The 15436-nt window shown below is 72.4% G+C and carries 12 protein-coding genes, 2 pseudogenes and 1 riboswitch; of the genes and pseudogenes, 1 reads left to right on the plus strand and 13 read right to left on the minus strand.

The window, feature by feature from the left end; translation table 11 throughout:
• Positions 1-155 precede the first annotated feature (155 nt).
• The 8 genes from FGF04_RS29110 to FGF04_RS29145 all read right to left on the minus strand — a co-directional run bounded on the left by FGF04_RS29110 (position 156) and on the right by FGF04_RS29145 (position 9376).
• Complete coding sequence (locus FGF04_RS29110; RefSeq protein ID WP_149514274.1) at positions 156-1541, minus strand: NAD(P)/FAD-dependent oxidoreductase; 1386 nt, start codon at positions 1539-1541, stop codon at positions 156-158.
• A 447-nt stretch (positions 1542-1988) separates the two neighbouring features.
• Entirely contained in the window at positions 1989-2930 is a 942-nt protein-coding gene (locus tag FGF04_RS29115) for a Ppx/GppA phosphatase family protein (RefSeq protein WP_149514275.1), read from the minus strand.
• Positions 2931-3033: 103 nt separating this feature from the next.
• Positions 3034-3552 carry a DUF501 domain-containing protein gene (locus FGF04_RS29120; protein WP_149514276.1) on the minus strand — a complete coding sequence of 173 codons (519 nt, stop codon included), beginning with the start codon at positions 3550-3552 and terminating at the stop codon, positions 3034-3036.
• Between the two features lie 50 nt (positions 3553-3602).
• Positions 3603-4079, minus strand: coding sequence for an FtsB family cell division protein (locus tag FGF04_RS29125; protein ID WP_149514277.1), 477 nt, complete (start codon positions 4077-4079; stop codon positions 3603-3605).
• A 90-nt stretch (positions 4080-4169) separates the two neighbouring features.
• Entirely contained in the window at positions 4170-5450 is a 1281-nt protein-coding gene (gene eno, locus FGF04_RS29130; RefSeq protein WP_149514278.1) for a phosphopyruvate hydratase, read from the minus strand.
• A 417-nt stretch (positions 5451-5867) separates the two neighbouring features.
• Complete coding sequence (locus tag FGF04_RS29135; RefSeq protein ID WP_149514279.1) at positions 5868-6578, minus strand: LysM peptidoglycan-binding domain-containing protein; 711 nt, start codon at positions 6576-6578, stop codon at positions 5868-5870.
• A gap of 5 nt (positions 6579-6583) precedes the next feature.
• A riboswitch (cyclic di-AMP (ydaO/yuaA leader) is annotated at positions 6584-6753 on the minus strand.
• 219 nt (positions 6754-6972) lie between these two features.
• Positions 6973-7881, minus strand: coding sequence for a LysM peptidoglycan-binding domain-containing protein (locus FGF04_RS29140; RefSeq protein WP_149514280.1), 909 nt, complete (start codon positions 7879-7881; stop codon positions 6973-6975).
• Between the two features lie 208 nt (positions 7882-8089).
• A complete protein-coding gene (locus FGF04_RS29145; RefSeq protein WP_149514281.1) occupies positions 8090-9376 on the minus strand; it encodes a cytochrome P450 family protein in 1287 nt (428 codons plus the stop codon).
• A gap of 182 nt (positions 9377-9558) precedes the next feature.
• Between FGF04_RS29145 and FGF04_RS29150 the strand changes: the two genes are divergently transcribed.
• Complete coding sequence (locus tag FGF04_RS29150) at positions 9559-10755, plus strand: globin domain-containing protein (RefSeq protein ID WP_235882546.1); 1197 nt, start codon at positions 9559-9561, stop codon at positions 10753-10755.
• Positions 10756-10825: 70 nt separating this feature from the next.
• Here FGF04_RS29150 and FGF04_RS29155 read toward each other — a convergent pair whose 3' ends face one another.
• The 5 genes and pseudogenes from FGF04_RS29155 to FGF04_RS29175 all read right to left on the minus strand — a co-directional run.
• A complete protein-coding gene (locus tag FGF04_RS29155) occupies positions 10826-11809 on the minus strand; it encodes a nucleoside triphosphate pyrophosphohydrolase (RefSeq protein WP_149514283.1) in 984 nt (327 codons plus the stop codon).
• Between the two features lie 25 nt (positions 11810-11834).
• A complete protein-coding gene (locus tag FGF04_RS29160) occupies positions 11835-12482 on the minus strand; it encodes a SurA N-terminal domain-containing protein (RefSeq protein WP_149514284.1) in 648 nt (215 codons plus the stop codon).
• A 139-nt stretch (positions 12483-12621) separates the two neighbouring features.
• Positions 12622-14041 (minus strand): annotated as a pseudogene (locus FGF04_RS29165) (protein kinase domain-containing protein).
• Positions 14042-14109: 68 nt separating this feature from the next.
• The gene (locus FGF04_RS29170; protein WP_149514285.1) at positions 14110-14700 is read right to left on the minus strand and encodes a hypothetical protein; all 591 of its coding nucleotides are present in this window, start codon (positions 14698-14700) and stop codon (positions 14110-14112) included.
• A gap of 155 nt (positions 14701-14855) precedes the next feature.
• Positions 14856-15436 (minus strand): annotated as a pseudogene (locus tag FGF04_RS29175) (SAM-dependent methyltransferase); the annotation flags it as partial.

Raw genomic sequence — 15436 nt, forward strand, 5'->3', positions numbered from 1 at the left:
GCGCAGTTCCCCGCGCCCCTTTTAGGGGCGCGGGGAACTGCGCGGGAGCGCGCAGCGCGACAGGGGGTCTGGGGGCGCAGCCCCCAGGAGCGAACGCCGAAGGGGCCCCGCACCACGGATGGCGGGGCCCCTTCGGGGACAACGGTGGCCGGAGGTCAGGAGGCCTTGGCCTTTTCCTCCGTCTTCGCGACGGCGGCCGGCGCCGGCGCCGGCTTCGCGGCCTCGTAGAACTCCTCGCGAGGAGTCTCGATCGCCCCGAGCGAGACGACCTCACGCTTCAGGAACACGGCGAGCGTCCAGTCCGCGAACACCCGGATCTTCCGGTTCCACGTCGGCATGGCCAGCCCGTGGTAGCCACGGTGCATGTACCAGGCCAGCCGTCCCTTGAGCTTGATCTTCATCTTGCCCATGACGATGAACGCGACGCCCTTGTGCAGCCCGAGACCGGCGACCGCACCCTTGTTGGCGTGGCTGTACTCCTTCTGCGGGAAGCCCCGCATGCCGGAGATCACGTTGTCGCCGAGGACCTTCGCCTGCCGCAGCGCGTGCTGCGCGTTCGGCGGGCACCAGGCGTTCTCGTTGCCGGCCTTGCGGCCGACGAGGTCCGGCACCTGGGCGTTGTCGCCGGCGGCCCAGACGTAGTCCGTGCCCTGCACCTGGAGCGTGGTGGCGGTGTCGACATGACCGCGCGGGCCGAGCGGCAGACCGAAGCGGGAGAGCACCGGGTTCGGCTTGACGCCGGCCGTCCACACGATCGTGCTGGAGTCGACCTCCAGGCCGTTCTTCAGCACGACGTGGCCGTCGACGCAGGAGTCCATGGAGGTGGAGAGGTAGACCTCGACCCCGCGGCCCTCCAGGTGCTCCTTGCCGTACTGGCCGAGCTTGGGGCCGACCTCGGGGAGGATCTTGTCCGCGGCGTCCACGAGGATGAAGCGCATGTCCTCGCGGGAGACGTTGGTGTAGTACTTGGCGGCGTCCCGCGCCATGTCCTCGACCTCGCCGATGGTCTCCGCGCCGGCGAAGCCACCGCCCACGAAGACGAAGGTCAGCGCCTTGCGGCGGACGTCCTCGTCGGTCGTGGAGTCGGCCTTGTCGAGCTGTTCGAGCACGTGGTTGCGCAGGCCGATGGCCTCCTCGATGCCCTTCATGCCGATGCCCTGCTCGGCGAGGCCGGGGATCGGGAAGGTGCGCGAGACCGCACCCATCGCGATGACGAGGTAGTCGAAGGGCAGCTCGTACGCCTCGCCCACCAGCGGGGCGATCGTGGCGACCTTGCGGTCCTGGTCGATGGTGGTGACCCGGCCGGTGAGGACCTCCGCCTTGGGCAGCACGCGCCGCAGCGGGACGACGACGTGCCGCGGCGAGATGCTGCCGGCGGCGGCTTCGGGGAGGAAGGGCTGGTAGGTCATGTACGACCGGGGGTCGACGACCGTGACGGTCGCCTCGCCGTAGCGCATCTTCTTGAGGATGCGCCGAGCTGCGTACAGGCCTACGTACCCACCGCCTACTACGAGGATCCTGGGACGCTCCGTGGTGCTCATGCCATCGAGTATCCACCCGGCCCAGGGGGGTCGCTCGTGCGCCCCTTCACAAGCTCCTACGCACCCTCTGCTACACTGCGCCGCCCACGTGATCCAGGTCATGGTCCCGCGGGGGAACCAGCGGGCCCCGCGACCCGTTGTCAATGCCGCGTGAGCTGCCCCTCTGGCCTTTCACCACCCCTGCACCGGTCGCCCTTCTGACGTGATCGACATACCCACGAAACACTCCGTCCGCCACCTTCCACCCCGCTCGGGAACCCCGGAAGGGCCCGGAGGGCCCTGTTCCTCCGCCAACAGGGCCGATTCTCTTGTGAAGAACTTCACGAAGGTTTCCGGCGGACCCCCGAAGAGGCCGTTCTCCGGGCTCCTCCGAGCCCGGAGAACACGCTCAAACGTCGTCCGACCTGCTCAGGAGAGGCCGCCCGGGCGCGGTGGGCGGAGGGGCTCCTAGGCCACGGACCACGCGATGCCGTCGAGGATGTCGTGCTCGCTCACGACGACCTCGCGGGCGCCGGTCCGCTCCATGACCGCGAGGAGGACGAGGGCGCCGGCGCCGATCACGTCCACGCGTCCCGGGTGCATGGAGGGGATGGCCGAGCGCTCGGCGTGCGTGGAGGCGAGCAGCCGCGTAGTGATCTCGCGGACCCGGTCGAGGCCGATCCGGGAGTGGTGGATGGCCGCGGAGTCGTACTCCGGCAGGTCCTGGGCGATCGCCGAGACGGTGGTGACGGAGCCGGCGAGCCCGACGAGCGTACGGGCCTCGCGCAGCGGCACGGTCTCCTCGGCGAGGTCCAGGGCCGCCTCGATGTCGGCCCGGATCGCCGCGATCTGCTCCTGGGTCGGCGGGTCGGTGACCACGCCGTCCCGTACGAGGTGCCGCTCCGTCATCCGTACGCAGCCGATGTCCACCGAACGGGCGGCCCGTACGCGGTCCTCGCCGACGACGAACTCGGTGGAGCCGCCGCCGATGTCCACCACGAGGTAGGGCTTGGCCAGGTCGTCACGGCCCGTCAGTTCCCTGGTGGCGCCCGTGAACGAGAACTCGGCCTCCTGGTCGCCGGAGATGACCTCGGGCTCCACGCCCAGGATGTCCAGGACGCCGCGGACGAACTCGTCCCGGTTCTCGGCGTCGCGGGAGGCGGAGGTCGCCACGAAGCGCAGGCGCTGCGCGCCGTGCTCCTTGATCACCTCGGCGTACTCGCGGCAGGCCGCGAAGGTGCGCTCCAGGGCCTCGGGGGCGAGGCGGCCGGTGCGGTCGACGCCCTGTCCCAGGCGGACGATCGTCATACGGCGGTCGAGGTCGACGAGTGCGCCGGTCCCGGGGTCCGCGTCGGCGACGAGCAGGCGGATGGAGTTGGTACCGCAGTCGACAGCGGCGACACGGGTCATGACAGTGCTCTCCTGTGCTGGTGCGATCGTTCGTCGTCCCCGTGCGCAGTTCGCCGCGCCCCCAGGTACCTGGGGGCGCGGCGAACTGCGCAGTCTTTCGCCGTCAGCCCTGCGGCAGCACGCACGCGCCCTTGCGCCACCACTCCGGCAGCATCGCGATCGCCTCGTCGCCCAGCGGGTTCACGCCCGGGCCCGCGACCAGCGAGTGGGCCACCAGGACGTGCAGGCACTTCACCCGGTCCGGCATGCCGCCCGCGCTGGGGAAGCCTTCGAGCACCTCGATGGAGTCGCGGCGCGCGATGTAGTCCTCGTGCGCGGCCCGGTACGCCGCGGCCAGCTCGGGGTCGGTGGCGAGCCGCTCCGTCATCTCCTTCATGACGCCGTTCGCCTCCAGCGTGCCGATGGCGGAGGCCGCGCGCGGGCACGTCAGGTAGTACGTGGTGGGGAACGGCGTCCCGTCGGGCAGCCGGGGGGCCGTCTCGACGACGTCCGGCTGTCCGCACGGGCAGCGGTGCGCGATCGCGCGCAGCCCGCGCGGCGGGCGCCCGAGCTGCTGCTGGAACGCCTCGACGTCCGTGTCGGTGGGCTCGGTGCGCGGGGTGGGCGGCGGGGGCGTCTGCATGCCTTGGGTCTGTGTCTTTCTGGTCGGTCGGTGTGCGGCGGTGGGGCGGTTCAGCGGCCGGCGGCGTCCGCCTTGTCCATGCCGTCGAAGACGTTGGCGTACCAGGCCCGGTCGGCCGCCGTCCGGTCCGTGCGCGTCTTCCGCGCCGCGTCGGGGTCGACGACGACGTAACCGGTCTCGCCCGGCATCACGTAGTGCAGCCGTTCGCGGATCTGCTGCTCGGCGTACGCGTCGTCCTGCCACCGCGCCTTCAGGTCGCGCAGCTCCTCGACCCGCTCGCGGGCCTGCTCGCGCTCGCGCCGCAGGTCGGCGACCTCGGCGCGCTGGGAGACGTACTGCCGCATGGGGTAGGCGAGGGCCACGACGAGCGTGCACAGGACGAGCGCGAGGAGCGCCGCCCGGCCGGTCAGCCGGGAGCGCCGCGCCTGGCGCTTGGTCTGGGAGCGGTAGACGCGGGCGGCGGTCTGCTCACCGAGCGCCCGCAGCCTGGTCGCGGTGGAGAACCGGTCCCGGTCCTTCACAGCCATCTGTCCCGCCTCCCCGATACGTGCGTACGTCCCCGCACACGGTACGGGACCGGGTACGGGGACGTACGTACGACGCTTCCTACAAAGGGGTCAGCCCTTGAAGCGCGGGAACGCCGAGCGGCCCGCGTACACCGCGGCGTCGTCGAGGATCTCCTCGATGCGCAGCAGCTGGTTGTACTTGGCGACGCGGTCCGAGCGGGCCGGGGCGCCGGTCTTGATCTGGCCGCAGTTCACGGCGACCGCGAGGTCGGCGATGGTGACGTCCTCGGTCTCGCCGGAGCGGTGCGACATCATGCACTTGAAGCCGTTGCGCTGGGCCATCTCGACGGCGTCCAGCGTCTCGGTCAGCGAGCCGATCTGGTTGACCTTGACGAGCAGGGCGTTGGCGGAGCCCTCCTCGATGCCGCGGGCGAGGCGCTCGGGGTTGGTGACGAAGAGGTCGTCGCCGACGATCTGGACCTTGTCGCCCAGCTTCTCGGTGATGACGTTCCAGCCGGCCCAGTCGTCCTCGTACAGCGGGTCCTCGATGGAGACCAGCGGGTACGCGGAGACGAGCTCCTCGTAGTACTCGGTCATCTCGGCGGCCGAGCGGGACTTGCCCTCGAACTCGTACGAGCCGTCCTTGTAGAACTCGGACGCGGCGACGTCCAGGGCGAGGGCGACCTGCTCGCCGGGGGTGTAGCCGGCTTCCTTGATGGCCTCGATGATGAGGTCGAGGGCCTCGCGGTTGGAGCCGAGGTTCGGGGCGAAGCCGCCCTCGTCGCCGAGGCCGGTGGACAGGCCGCGGCCCTTCAGCACCTTCTTGAGGGTGTGGTAGACCTCGGCGCCCCAGCGCACGGCCTCGGAGAAGGACTCCGCGCCGATCGGGGCGATCATGAACTCCTGGATGTCGACGTTGGAGTCGGCGTGCGACCCGCCGTTCAGGATGTTCATCATCGGGACGGGCAGCAGGTGCGCGTTCGGTCCGCCGAGGTAGCGGAAGAGCGGCAGGTCGCTGGCCTCGGAGGCGGCGTGGGCGACGGCGAGCGAGACGCCGAGGATGGCGTTGGCGCCGAGCGAGCCCTTGTTGTCGGTGGCGTCCAGGTCGATCATCGCCTGGTCGATGAGGCGCTGCTCGGTGGCGTCGTAGCCGACGAGCTCCGGGCCGAGCTGCTCGATGACGGCGAGGACGGCCTTCTCGACACCCTTGCCGAGGTAGCGGTTGGGGTCCCCGTCACGGAGCTCGACGGCTTCGAAGGCACCGGTGGAGGCGCCGGACGGAACGGCGGCACGACCCGTGCTGCCGTCGTCGAGGCCGACCTCGACCTCGACCGTGGGGTTGCCTCGGGAGTCCAGGATTTCCCGGGCTACGACGACGTCGATGGACGGCACGAGCATCTCCTTCTGGGATGTGACGCAAGCTGCGCCGGGCCGGAGGCCCGGTCGGACGCAGGCCGTGGTGGCCCCGCGGGATGAGCCTAACCGGCTGCCGGGCCGCGGAGGGCCCCCGACCGCCCCGTGGACGGAACCGAGAGGAAATTGTTTCCGAACGGAACAAAGACGGGGCCGAAAAAAGCCCCGCCCCGGTGCGTACGGGGGAAGACGCACCGGGGCGAGGAGCCCGTGGGGGACGGGGGTGACCCTCACGGACCCCACGGTGGGGGACACGGATGTGAGGGCGCCGTGGTTCAGCCGCGATCCGGCTGTGGGCCGGATGCCCGGTCGGGACCGAGCGGCCGGAGCCCCGACCGGGACGTGCCGTCCGGTTCCCCAGGGGGAGGTCGCCGGAACGGGACGCGACCGGGGGTGTCAGCTGAGGTGCAGCTGCTGGCCGGGGAAGATGAAGTCGGCGTCGTCGACGATGTCCTTGTTCAGCTTGAACAGCTTCTGCCAGCCGCCCTTGACGTTCTTCTCGTCGGCGATCGCGCTCAGGGTGTCACCCTTGACGACCTTGTACTCGCCGTCGCCCTTCTTGACCTTCTTGCCGGTCGGGGTCTCGACGGTCTTCTGCGCGGCCGGCCGCTCCTGCGCACGCGAGGCGCGCTCCTCGGCGGGCTGCGTCTTCTGCGGCTGCGGCGTGCTCTGACCGGAGGCCGAGCTGCCCGAGTCCGAGGAACCGGAGCCGGACGGGGCGGTGTTGCCGGTCGAGGCGCCGGACAGGCCCACACCGCAGCTCGGCCAGGCACCCTTGCCCTGGCTCGCCAGCACCTTCTCGGCGACGGCTATCTGCTGGGACTTGGAGGCCTGGTCGGCGGTGGAGGCGTAGGCGCTGCCGCCGTACGCGGCCCAGGTGGAGGCCGAGAACTGCAGGCCGCCGTAGTAGCCGTTGCCGGTGTTGATCGACCAGTTGCCGCCGGACTCGCACTGGGCGACGGCGTCCCACTCGGACGCGGTGGCGGCGGAGGCTCCCGTGGCGCCCATCAGCGGGACGGCGACGGCGGCGGTGGTGACGCCGGCCAGCGCGGCGATGCGGGCGGCCTTGGACGGACGGCGGTGCTTGGCCTTGTTCGAGAGCAGCATGAAACAGATCCCCTCACCGACGCCTGCGAGGTGAGCTGTCGGGTTCGGGCCGAGTGAGTTGCCCGGCCGCGCGACACTGCTGTCACGCGGCTTAACCCCAAGCCGTGCCCGGCCATGTCGACCGGGTCCGGCACTTACCTGGGTCCCCCGCTCCTGCCTACGGCGCTTGACGCGACGACTGTTCCCGTACGGCCGTTGGCAGGATTCGGCGTGCGACCGTCGGGGCTCACCAATGGCGAGCGGTCACGACCGTAAACACGGTCGGCGTCGGATTTCAAAGACGATCAGGGGTCTTGAGATCCATGTCTCACTTTCACCGAATCGGACATTCAGCGCGAACTACCGCTCTTTTTCGCCCGATTCGGCGGCTTGCTCACCACTTGCCCACGGCGGCTCAGTTGTCGATGGAGATGCTCTGACCGGGGATGATGAAGTCCGGGTCGGCGCCGATGGCGTCCTTGTTGGCGTCGTACAGCGCCTCCCACCCGCCATCGAGTTCGAAGGACTCGACGATGCCCGAGAGACTGTCCCCGGTGCGGATCACGTACGAGCCCTCGTCGACCAGGACGCGTGAGTTGCTGTCGCTGCGCGAGGCGTGCCGGGCGGAGTAGTCGTCCGCGCGGGTCGCGGTGTCGACCTCGTCCGCGACGGCGCCGCGGTGACGGCCCGAACTGTCCGCCTCGGCCGAGGAGTCGCCCTTCTGGGAGGATTTGCCGGAGTTGCCCGACTTGCCGCTCTTCTCCGCGCCGTCCGGGGCGGGCGTCGCGTCGTCCGTGGCGGTCGCGTCCGGCTCCTGCTCGTCCGCGGCCGCGTCACCGGTGGACGCGTCGGACTTCCCGCCGTCGCCGTCCTTGTCCTGCGCCGCACCCGCGTCGGCCGACGGGGTGGTCCCGTCGGCGACGCCCGTGTCGATGACGGCGGTGCCGGAGTCCTGCGTCAGGCCGGAGACGAGACCGCAGGTCGCCCAGGCGGCCGTCCCCTGCTCGGCGAGGACCTTCTCGGCGACGGCTATCTGCTGCGAGCGGCTGGCCTGGTCGGCGCTCGGCGCGTAGTCGAGGCCGCCGAAGCCCTCCCAGGTCTCCTGGGTCATCTGGAGGCCGCCGTAGGCCCCGTTGCCGGTGTCGGCGCTCCAGGAGCCACCGCTCTCGCACTCGGCGACCGCGTCCCAGGTCGTACCGCTCGCGGCGCTCGCGCCGGTCGCACCGAGCAGGGGGATCGCGATGGCCGATCCGGTCACACCCGCGGCGACGAGGATGGCCGGAGCCTGGCGGGGGCGACGATGGCGGCCGTTCCCGGAGAGCATGCGATTGCCTTTCGCGTGACAGCAAGGAATGCGCACAGGACACAGCGGAAGACTGTGCTCGTGACGGCTGCGGAACGTGGGACGTGCCGCATTGATGGGTGAAGGTAGCTGCACTCGAACTCTTGTCACAAGTCGGTGCAGCGTAGATAACGTGAAGATCACAGAGTTGACGGAGGCTCACCTTTGACCGCCGTCACTGCTACAGCGGTCAGGACTTCGCGACCGGGGTGAACTCCACCGGAAGCGTGCGCAATCCACGCATGATGAGCCCTCCGCGCCACCGCAAATCAGCGGAATCACCCGCAAGTCGCAGGTCGGGGAGGCGGGTCAGGAGCGTGCCGAGCGCGGCCCGGCCCTCCAGCCGGGCCAGGGGCGCACCCAGGCAGTAGTGGATGCCGTGGCCGTAACCGAGGTGTTGGTTGTCACGCCGGGAGAGGTCGAGGGTGTCGGGGTCCTCGAACCGGGCGGGGTCGCGGTCGGCCGCCGCGAGCACGACGAGCACGGGGTCGCCGGGTGCGATGTCCTGCCCGCCGACGCTCAGCGGTTCGGTCGCGTACCGCCAGGTGGCCAGCTCCACGGGGCCGTCGTAGCGCAGCAGTTCCTCCAGGCCCGTCTCCAGCAGGTCGGTGCGGCCGGCCGCGAGGGACTCCTGCAGGCGCCGCCGCTGCCCGGGGTGGGTGAGCAGGGCGTAGGTGCCGTTGCCGATGAGGTTCACGGTCGTCTCGAAGCCGGCGAACAGCAGGATGAAGGCCATCGCGGCGGCCTCGTTCTCGGTGAGGTGCTCGCCGTGGTCGGAGGCCCTGATGAGACCGGAGATGAGGTCCTCGCCCGGGACCGGCCCGTCCGTGAGCTCCTCGCGCTTGCGGTGGATGAGCTCGGCGAGGTAGCCGCGCATCTTCTTGACCGACCGGGCCACGCCGCCGCGCGGCCCTCCCCCGTGCCGGATCATCATGCCGGCCCAGTCGCGGAAGTCGTCCTGGTCCTCGCGCGGGACACCGAGCAGGTCGCAGATGGCGTAGATGGGGAGCGGGAAGGCGAAGTCGTGGATGAGGTCGGCCTCCCCCTTCTCCATGAACCCCTCGATGAGCCGGTCCGTCAGTTCCTGTACGCGCGGCGCGAACTCGGCCACCCGGCGCGGGGTGAACGCCTTGCTGACGAGCCGCCGCAGCCGGGTGTGGTCCGGCGGGTCGATGTTGAGCAGGTGGGTCATCAGCTCGGCCTTGCGCTCCCCCGGGATGCCGGTCCTGCCCTTCGCGTGCGCGGGCCCGGCGTGGTGGGCGGGGTCCTTGCTGAGCCTGCCGTCGGCGAGGGCCTGCCTGGCGTCCGCGTAACGGGTCACCAGCCACGCCTCGACCCCGCTGGGCAGCGTCGTCCGGTGCACGGGAGCGTGTTCGCGCAGCCAGGCGTACGCCGGGTAGGGATCGGTGGCGAACTCCCAGCCGAAGAGTTCGGGGACGGGCTGCCCCGCGGGCGGCCGTGCAGGTGTCTCGGTCACTTCCCGACGGTACCGGGAGGGCCGGCCCGCGCCGCTCCCCAGCCCCGCCCCGGCGCCCGGGCGGGCGGCCGCCCGCGCGGACCGCGCGGGATTTCCACCGGTACGGGCCTTTGCCCCGAGGCTGTCCCGGAATCGGCTTCCCCTTGACCGCACGGCGCCCCGCGTACCTAGCATTCGCGCCCGTGGACCCCGAGATGCTCCGGACCAGTTTCGCGGTCGTCGAAAGACGGGCCGAGTTCGCGCTCAAGTACTTCTACTCGCACCTCTTCTGGCACCACCCCGACGTCCGCGCGCTGTTCCCGCTGGACTCCCCGCGGGACAAGGAGCGCCAGCGCGACCGCCTCTTCGCCTCCCTGGCCCTCGTCGTCGCCCGCCTGGAGGGCCCGGGGCTGGAGGAGTACCTGCGGGACCTGGGGCGCGAGCACCGCAAGTACCTGGCGCGGCCCGAGCACTACACGGCCGTGGGGGACAGCCTGATCGCCGCGTTCGCCGCCGTGTCGGGGTCGGCGTGGAGCGAGGAGGTGGAGAAGGCCTGGCACGAGGCGTACGGGGTGATCGCGGACGCCATGCTGGGCGCCGCGGGCGAGGCGGAGAGCCAGGGCGAGCCGTCCTGGTGGGACGCCGAGGTCACCGGCCGCACCGCGCACGGCGACGGCCCCACCGTCCTGACCCTGCGCCCGCACCGCTGCCTGCCGTACCTCCCGGGCCAGTACGTGAGCGTCGCCGTCCCCCGGGCGCCCGGCGTCTGGCGCCCCTACTCCGTCGGCAACGCGCCCCGCCGCGACGGCACCCTCGACCTGCACGTCAGCCTCGTCGAGGGCGGCGCGCTGTCCCCGGAGCTCGTGCGGCGCACCCGTCCGGGCGACGTCCTGCGGCTCTCCGCGGCGAGCGGCCGGCTGACGCTGCGCGCACCGGCGGAGCGGCCCCCCKCGTTCATCGCCGCCGGCACCGGCTGGGCCCCGGTCAAGGCGCTCCTGGAGGACCTGGCGGACGGACCGGGCCCCTACGACGAGGCCCGGCTGTTCGTCGTGGCCCGCGACACCGCCCGCCTCTACGACCGGGCCGCGCTCGCCCGGCTGAGCAGCCGGCTGCCGGGGCTGGACGTCACCGTGATCACGCCCGCGCCGGGCCGCCCCGCGCTGCAGGCCACCGAGCGGCTGCTGACGGCGCTGGGCACCCGCGCCGGCTGGGCGCGCCACGACGTCTACCTGGCCGGTCCGCCCGGTCTGGTCGAGGAGGTCTCGGCGGTGCTGCCGTGCCTGGGCGCCGACCCGGGACGGGTGTTCCACGACGACATCCCGGCCGCGTGCCGGGGGCGGGCCCCTTCGGCGGGGCCCGGTGAGTGGTTGCTACACCGGCCGCGGCCGCGGTGGCACTAGCCGTTGGGCCGGGGGCGGTGAGTTGTCGTCCGCGGGTGCGTCGTGGCCGGTCGCGCAGTTCCCCGCGCCCCTAAAGGGGCCCGGTGTCGGCCTCAGCTGTGCGTATCGCGTCCCTGTACGCCCGTGCGGCGGCGCGCAGGGCCGCCTCCGGGTCCACGCCGTCCGCCTCCGCCCGTACGGCCAGCGCCAGCAGTTCGTAGCCGACGCCCTCGCCCCGGGGCAGCGGCACGTCCAGGCCCGCCGTCCGCGCGCGGGAGGCCAGCTTGGCGGCGAGCGCGAGGCCGGGCTGGCCCAGCGGGACGCCCTCCGTGACGGAGGTGCGCCGCTTCTCCTCGGCCTTGGTGCGCAGCCAGTGCTCCTTGACCTCCTCCGGGGTGGAGGCGCTCTCGTCGCCGAACACGTGCGGGTGACGGTGGATCAGCTTGGTGACGATGCCGGCCGCCACGTCGTCGACGGAGAAGGGGTCCGAACCGTCCTGCGGGTCGCCCTCCTCGGCGATGCGGGAGTGGAAGACGACCTGGAGCAGGACGTCGCCGAGCTCCTCGCGCAGCTCGTCGCGGTCGCCCTCCTCGATGGCCTCGACGAGTTCGTACGCCTCCTCGATGCCGTACTTGGCGAGGCCCTTGTGGGTCTGCTGGGACGACCAGGGGCATTCGAGGCGGATGCGGTCCATGACCTGGACGAGGTCCAGGAGACGGGCGCCCGGCAGGTCGTAGGAGGCGGGCAGCAGTTCCAGGTCGGGCATCGCGACACGGCCGGAGCCGGCCAGCCGCGCCAGGCCGTCGGTCAGGCGCGGCTCGCCCTCACCGGTGGCGACGACGGTGACCGTGCGCCCGCCGGCGCAGAGGTCGACCAGCTCCTGCGCGTCGGGCGCCGCCTCCTCGACCTCTACGCCGGCCTCGCGCAGGTACGGCAGCTGGGGGTGGGCGCCGTCCGCGCACAGGACGCGGTCGGCGCCGTGCAGCGCCTGCCAGGCGGGCCAGGACAGGAGTCCGGGCGCGACCCGGTGGCTGGTGGTGAGCAGGACGATGCGCCCCGGGCTGGTTGCGTTCACCCCCCGAACGTAACCCACGCCGCGCTCACGCCGGCTGCTTGCTCCCGGCCGCCGTGACGTCCCGCACCCAGGGCAGCTTCGCGTCGACGCGGCTGCTCTTCTCCACGTCCCAGGTGCCGTAGCGCGGGTTCAGGTCGACGCCGAGCTTCTTCGACGCCTCCGACAGGGCCTTCCAGAACTCCGGCCGGCTGGTGTCGGTGCCGAGCGCGGTGGCGAGCTTCTGGGCCTCGATCTGGACGCGGAGGTTGTCGTCGAGCCGCTCGGGCGGCACCCCGTACTGCTGGAGCCAGGTCACCTCCAGGGCCTTCGCGTCGCCGGCCCGCTGTTCCAGGTCGGCGCGGGCCTCCTGGATCTCCTTGCGGGTGACGCTCACGCCCGCGTCCCGCGCGGCCCGGTGCAGCACGCGGTCCAGGACCATGCTGTGCAGGGTGTCGCGGGCGAGGCCGCCGGACTTGGCGACGGCCTGCTCGTACTGCGCCTCGCCGGTGGTGGCGGCGCGCTGCGCGGTCCGTACCTCGTTCACCCGGTTCTCCAGCTGGGAGACCGTGATGCGGTCGCCGCCGACGACGGCCGCGGCACCGGGGTGCGCGTCGTTCCCGCAGGCGGTCAGGAGGGGGGCCGCGGTGAGGAGCGCGGCGGAGAGGAGGAGCGCGGTGCGACGGCGGCGGTGCAAGGAGGACCTCCTGTGGGAGATTGTGCGACGGTGCACAAAGTCTTGCGATGATCGATGTTAGGCAGGCGACCGGCTCTCGGCCACCCATTCGACCCAACGATTCGGCAGGACTTCGGGCACCGTCCCACAGGTGCGCGCTTCAGCCGCGGACCTGCCCCAGCCACTGGAGTGTCCGGCCGATGTCCGCGACCAGCGGGTGGCCTGGGCCGCGCAGCCGTTCGACGTCGTAGCGCAGCCGGGCCAGCGTGTCGTGGGCGGCGGCCCGGTCGCCGAGGGCGAGGAGCAGGTGCCCGATGCGGCGGCGCACCTCGAAGGAGAGCTCGGCGTCCTGGGCGACGTACTGGTTCTCGTAGTACGGCAGCAGCGCGCGGTACTCGGCGAGCGCCGCCGCCGGTTCGCCGAGCTGTTCGAGGCACTGGGCGGCGTCGTAGCGGAAGCGCAGGGACTGCGGGTCGGCCTGCCCCGCCTCGGTGGCCCGTTCGTCGGCGAGGCGGCGCAGTTCGGGCAGGGCGCGGCGGTACTGGCCGTCGTCCATCAGCGTGGCCGCGTACTGCTTGCGCAGGGTGCGCACGACCGGTGAGTGCTCGCCGTGCTGGGCGGCGGCGGCCGGCAGGATCTGGCCGAGGATGTCGACGGCCTGGGTGATGCGGCCCTCGCCGAGGAGGCGCTTGACCTCGTCGACGGCTCCGGCGACGTCCGGCTTCTCGACGGCGGGCGCGGCCTGCGGCTGGGCCGCGGGCGTGCGGGCGCGGTCCGGCCAGGGGGGGTCCGCCGGAGGGGGTCCCGCGCGCGGGCAGCAGCGGCAGCAGGTGCTCGTACGTCTCCTGCGCGGAGCCGGGGCGGTGCTGGGGGTCCTTGGAGAGCAGCCGCAGCACGAGCGCTTCGAGCGCCTCGGGCACCTCGGGGCGCAGCCGGCGCACCGGCAGGGGCGGCTCGTAGAGGTGGCGGTGCAGCACGCCGAGGGCGGTGGAGCCGGAGAACGGGACGTCCCCGCTGAGCAGTTCGTGCAGCAGCACGCCGAGCGCGTACAGGTCGGTGTACGGGCCGACCGCGCCGCCCATCGCCTGCTCGGGCGCCATGTAGGCGGGCGAGCCGATGGGCGAGCCGGTGTGCGTGAGACGGGTGGTGTCGGTGTCCATCACCGAGGCGACGCCGAGGTCCAGGACGGTGACCGTGCCGTCCTGCTTGACCATCACGTTGCGCGGCTTGAGGTCGCGGTGGACGATCGGCACGGCGTGCACCGCGGACAGCACGGCGCACAGCTGCGCGGCGACCGCGACGGCCCACTGCCAGGGGTAGGGGTCGTGCTCGGCGAGGTGGTCGGAGAGGTCGGCCCCGTCGACGTACTGCATGACGAGGAACAGCTCCTCGCCCTCGCTGCCCGCGTCGTGGACGGTGACCAGGCCGGGGTGGTCGACCTGGGCGGTGACGCGGCACTCGCGCACGAAGCGGCGGCGCAGCTCGTCGGCCTCCTGGCCCGCGACCTTGTCGGGCCGCAGCAGCTTGACGGCCACGCGCCGGTCCAGGCGCTGGTCGTACGCCGTCCACACCTGGCCCATGCCGCCCTGCCCGATGAGCGTGGACAGTTCGTAGCGGTCGGCGATCACCCGTCCCGACGCCGCCACGCTCACCTGCCGTCCTCGTGCTTGCGCAGGTAGTCGCTCAGCTCGTCCAGCTCGGCGCGCACCTGGTCGATCCGGGCGGGCGCGGGGCGCTGCGGCGGCGGGGTCGGCGCGGGCGTCTGCGGCTGGGGCTGGACCCGGGGTATCGGGGTCATCGGCGTGTGCGGACCGGCCGCGGCGTACGGGGGCTGCGGGTAGCCGTAGGTGTGCGCCGTGGACTGCTGGTGCGCCGTGTACGCCGCGTACGCGTAGCCGACCTGGTGGTAGTGGCGGATCTCCGTCGCCAGGTAGTACGCGATCGAGGCCACGAGCGAGACCATGAGCAGCGCCAGGCCCGTCCAGCCGCCCGGGGTGTGGATCTCCTCGCCGGGCTCGGTGCCGATGAGGACGAACCCGAGGACCTCGGCCGCGAGGACGGCCACCATCAGGCCCCAGTCCAGGGATCTGCGGGTCACCAGCGCCAGGCGCAGCATCATGACCCAGCCGAGGAGGCCGAAGCTGCACACGGACAGGACCACGAAGAGCACGCGCAGGAAGACCAGCAGCCCGGTCGGGGGTGGCGGCTTCACCGGCAGCGCCGGGCCGTGGCCTTGCATGGTTGCTCCTGGAGGCCTGGTGGGGACGGACAGACGTAGGGACGCACGTACGGACGCACGGGTGCGGAGTCCGAGCGTATAGGCCGACCAGGTCACCTGGTCCAGGGTTGTACCGAACCGTTGTGGTGCTGGTCACCGCGGCCGCCCCACGGACCTCAGCCGGGCTCCACCGTGCCGTCCGTCAGGCCGTCGTACATGCCGCGCACCAACTGCTCGCCGAGGCGGCCCGCGAGCCGCAGCGCCTCCTCGAACTCGGCCAGTGCGCGGAACCGTTCGCCGTAGGTGCGCTGCTGCTCCAGCGGCAGCCGGGGCAGTTGCAGGCGGCGCACGTCGAGCCGGGTCGCGGTGGAGGCGTAGCTGCTGGCCCGGCGGTTGCCGGCGGTGCCGCGCAGGAACCCGGCGAGGAACCACGGGTCGAGGGCGGCCGGGTCGGGCCGCAGCAGGACGAGGTTGCGGCCGAGGGCGGCGCCCACGTCCGCGCCGTCGACGACGCGCGCGACGGAGCCGCCGCCGAGCACGGGCACGACGACGTCACCGGGTGCGGTGAGCACGGGTTCCCCGTCGCCCTCGGAGAGCGCCCCGGCCGACGCCGTCGCGGAGGGCCCGGTACCGGCGAGGACGTCGTGGTCGGTGAGCACGGGCCCGCGCACGGGCCCGCCGCTCCCTCCCGTACGCAGCCGCAGTACGCCCCCGCGCGCGAGTTCGCCGATCGTGGTGAGCGGCAGCCGGGCGGGCG

The organism is Streptomyces apricus, assembly GCF_008369065.1.
Taxonomy (GTDB): domain Bacteria; phylum Actinomycetota; class Actinomycetes; order Streptomycetales; family Streptomycetaceae; genus Streptomyces; species Streptomyces apricus.

Bases quoted from the DNA above. Each gene is read 5' to 3' on its own strand.
- FGF04_RS29110 (WP_149514274.1), bottom strand. From the start codon at position 1,541: ATGAGCACCACGGAGCGTCCCAGGATCCTCGTAGTAGGCGGTGGGTAC.
- FGF04_RS29115 (WP_149514275.1), bottom strand. From the start codon at position 2,930: ATGACCCGTGTCGCCGCTGTCGACTGCGGTACCAACTCCATCCGCCTG.
- FGF04_RS29120 (WP_149514276.1), bottom strand. From the start codon at position 3,552: ATGCAGACGCCCCCGCCGCCCACCCCGCGCACCGAGCCCACCGACACG.
- FGF04_RS29125 (WP_149514277.1), bottom strand. From the start codon at position 4,079: ATGGCTGTGAAGGACCGGGACCGGTTCTCCACCGCGACCAGGCTGCGG.
- FGF04_RS29135 (WP_149514279.1), bottom strand. From the start codon at position 6,578: ATGCTGCTCTCGAACAAGGCCAAGCACCGCCGTCCGTCCAAGGCCGCC.
- FGF04_RS29140 (WP_149514280.1), bottom strand. From the start codon at position 7,881: ATGCTCTCCGGGAACGGCCGCCATCGTCGCCCCCGCCAGGCTCCGGCC.
- FGF04_RS29170 (WP_149514285.1), bottom strand. From the start codon at position 14,700: ATGCAAGGCCACGGCCCGGCGCTGCCGGTGAAGCCGCCACCCCCGACC.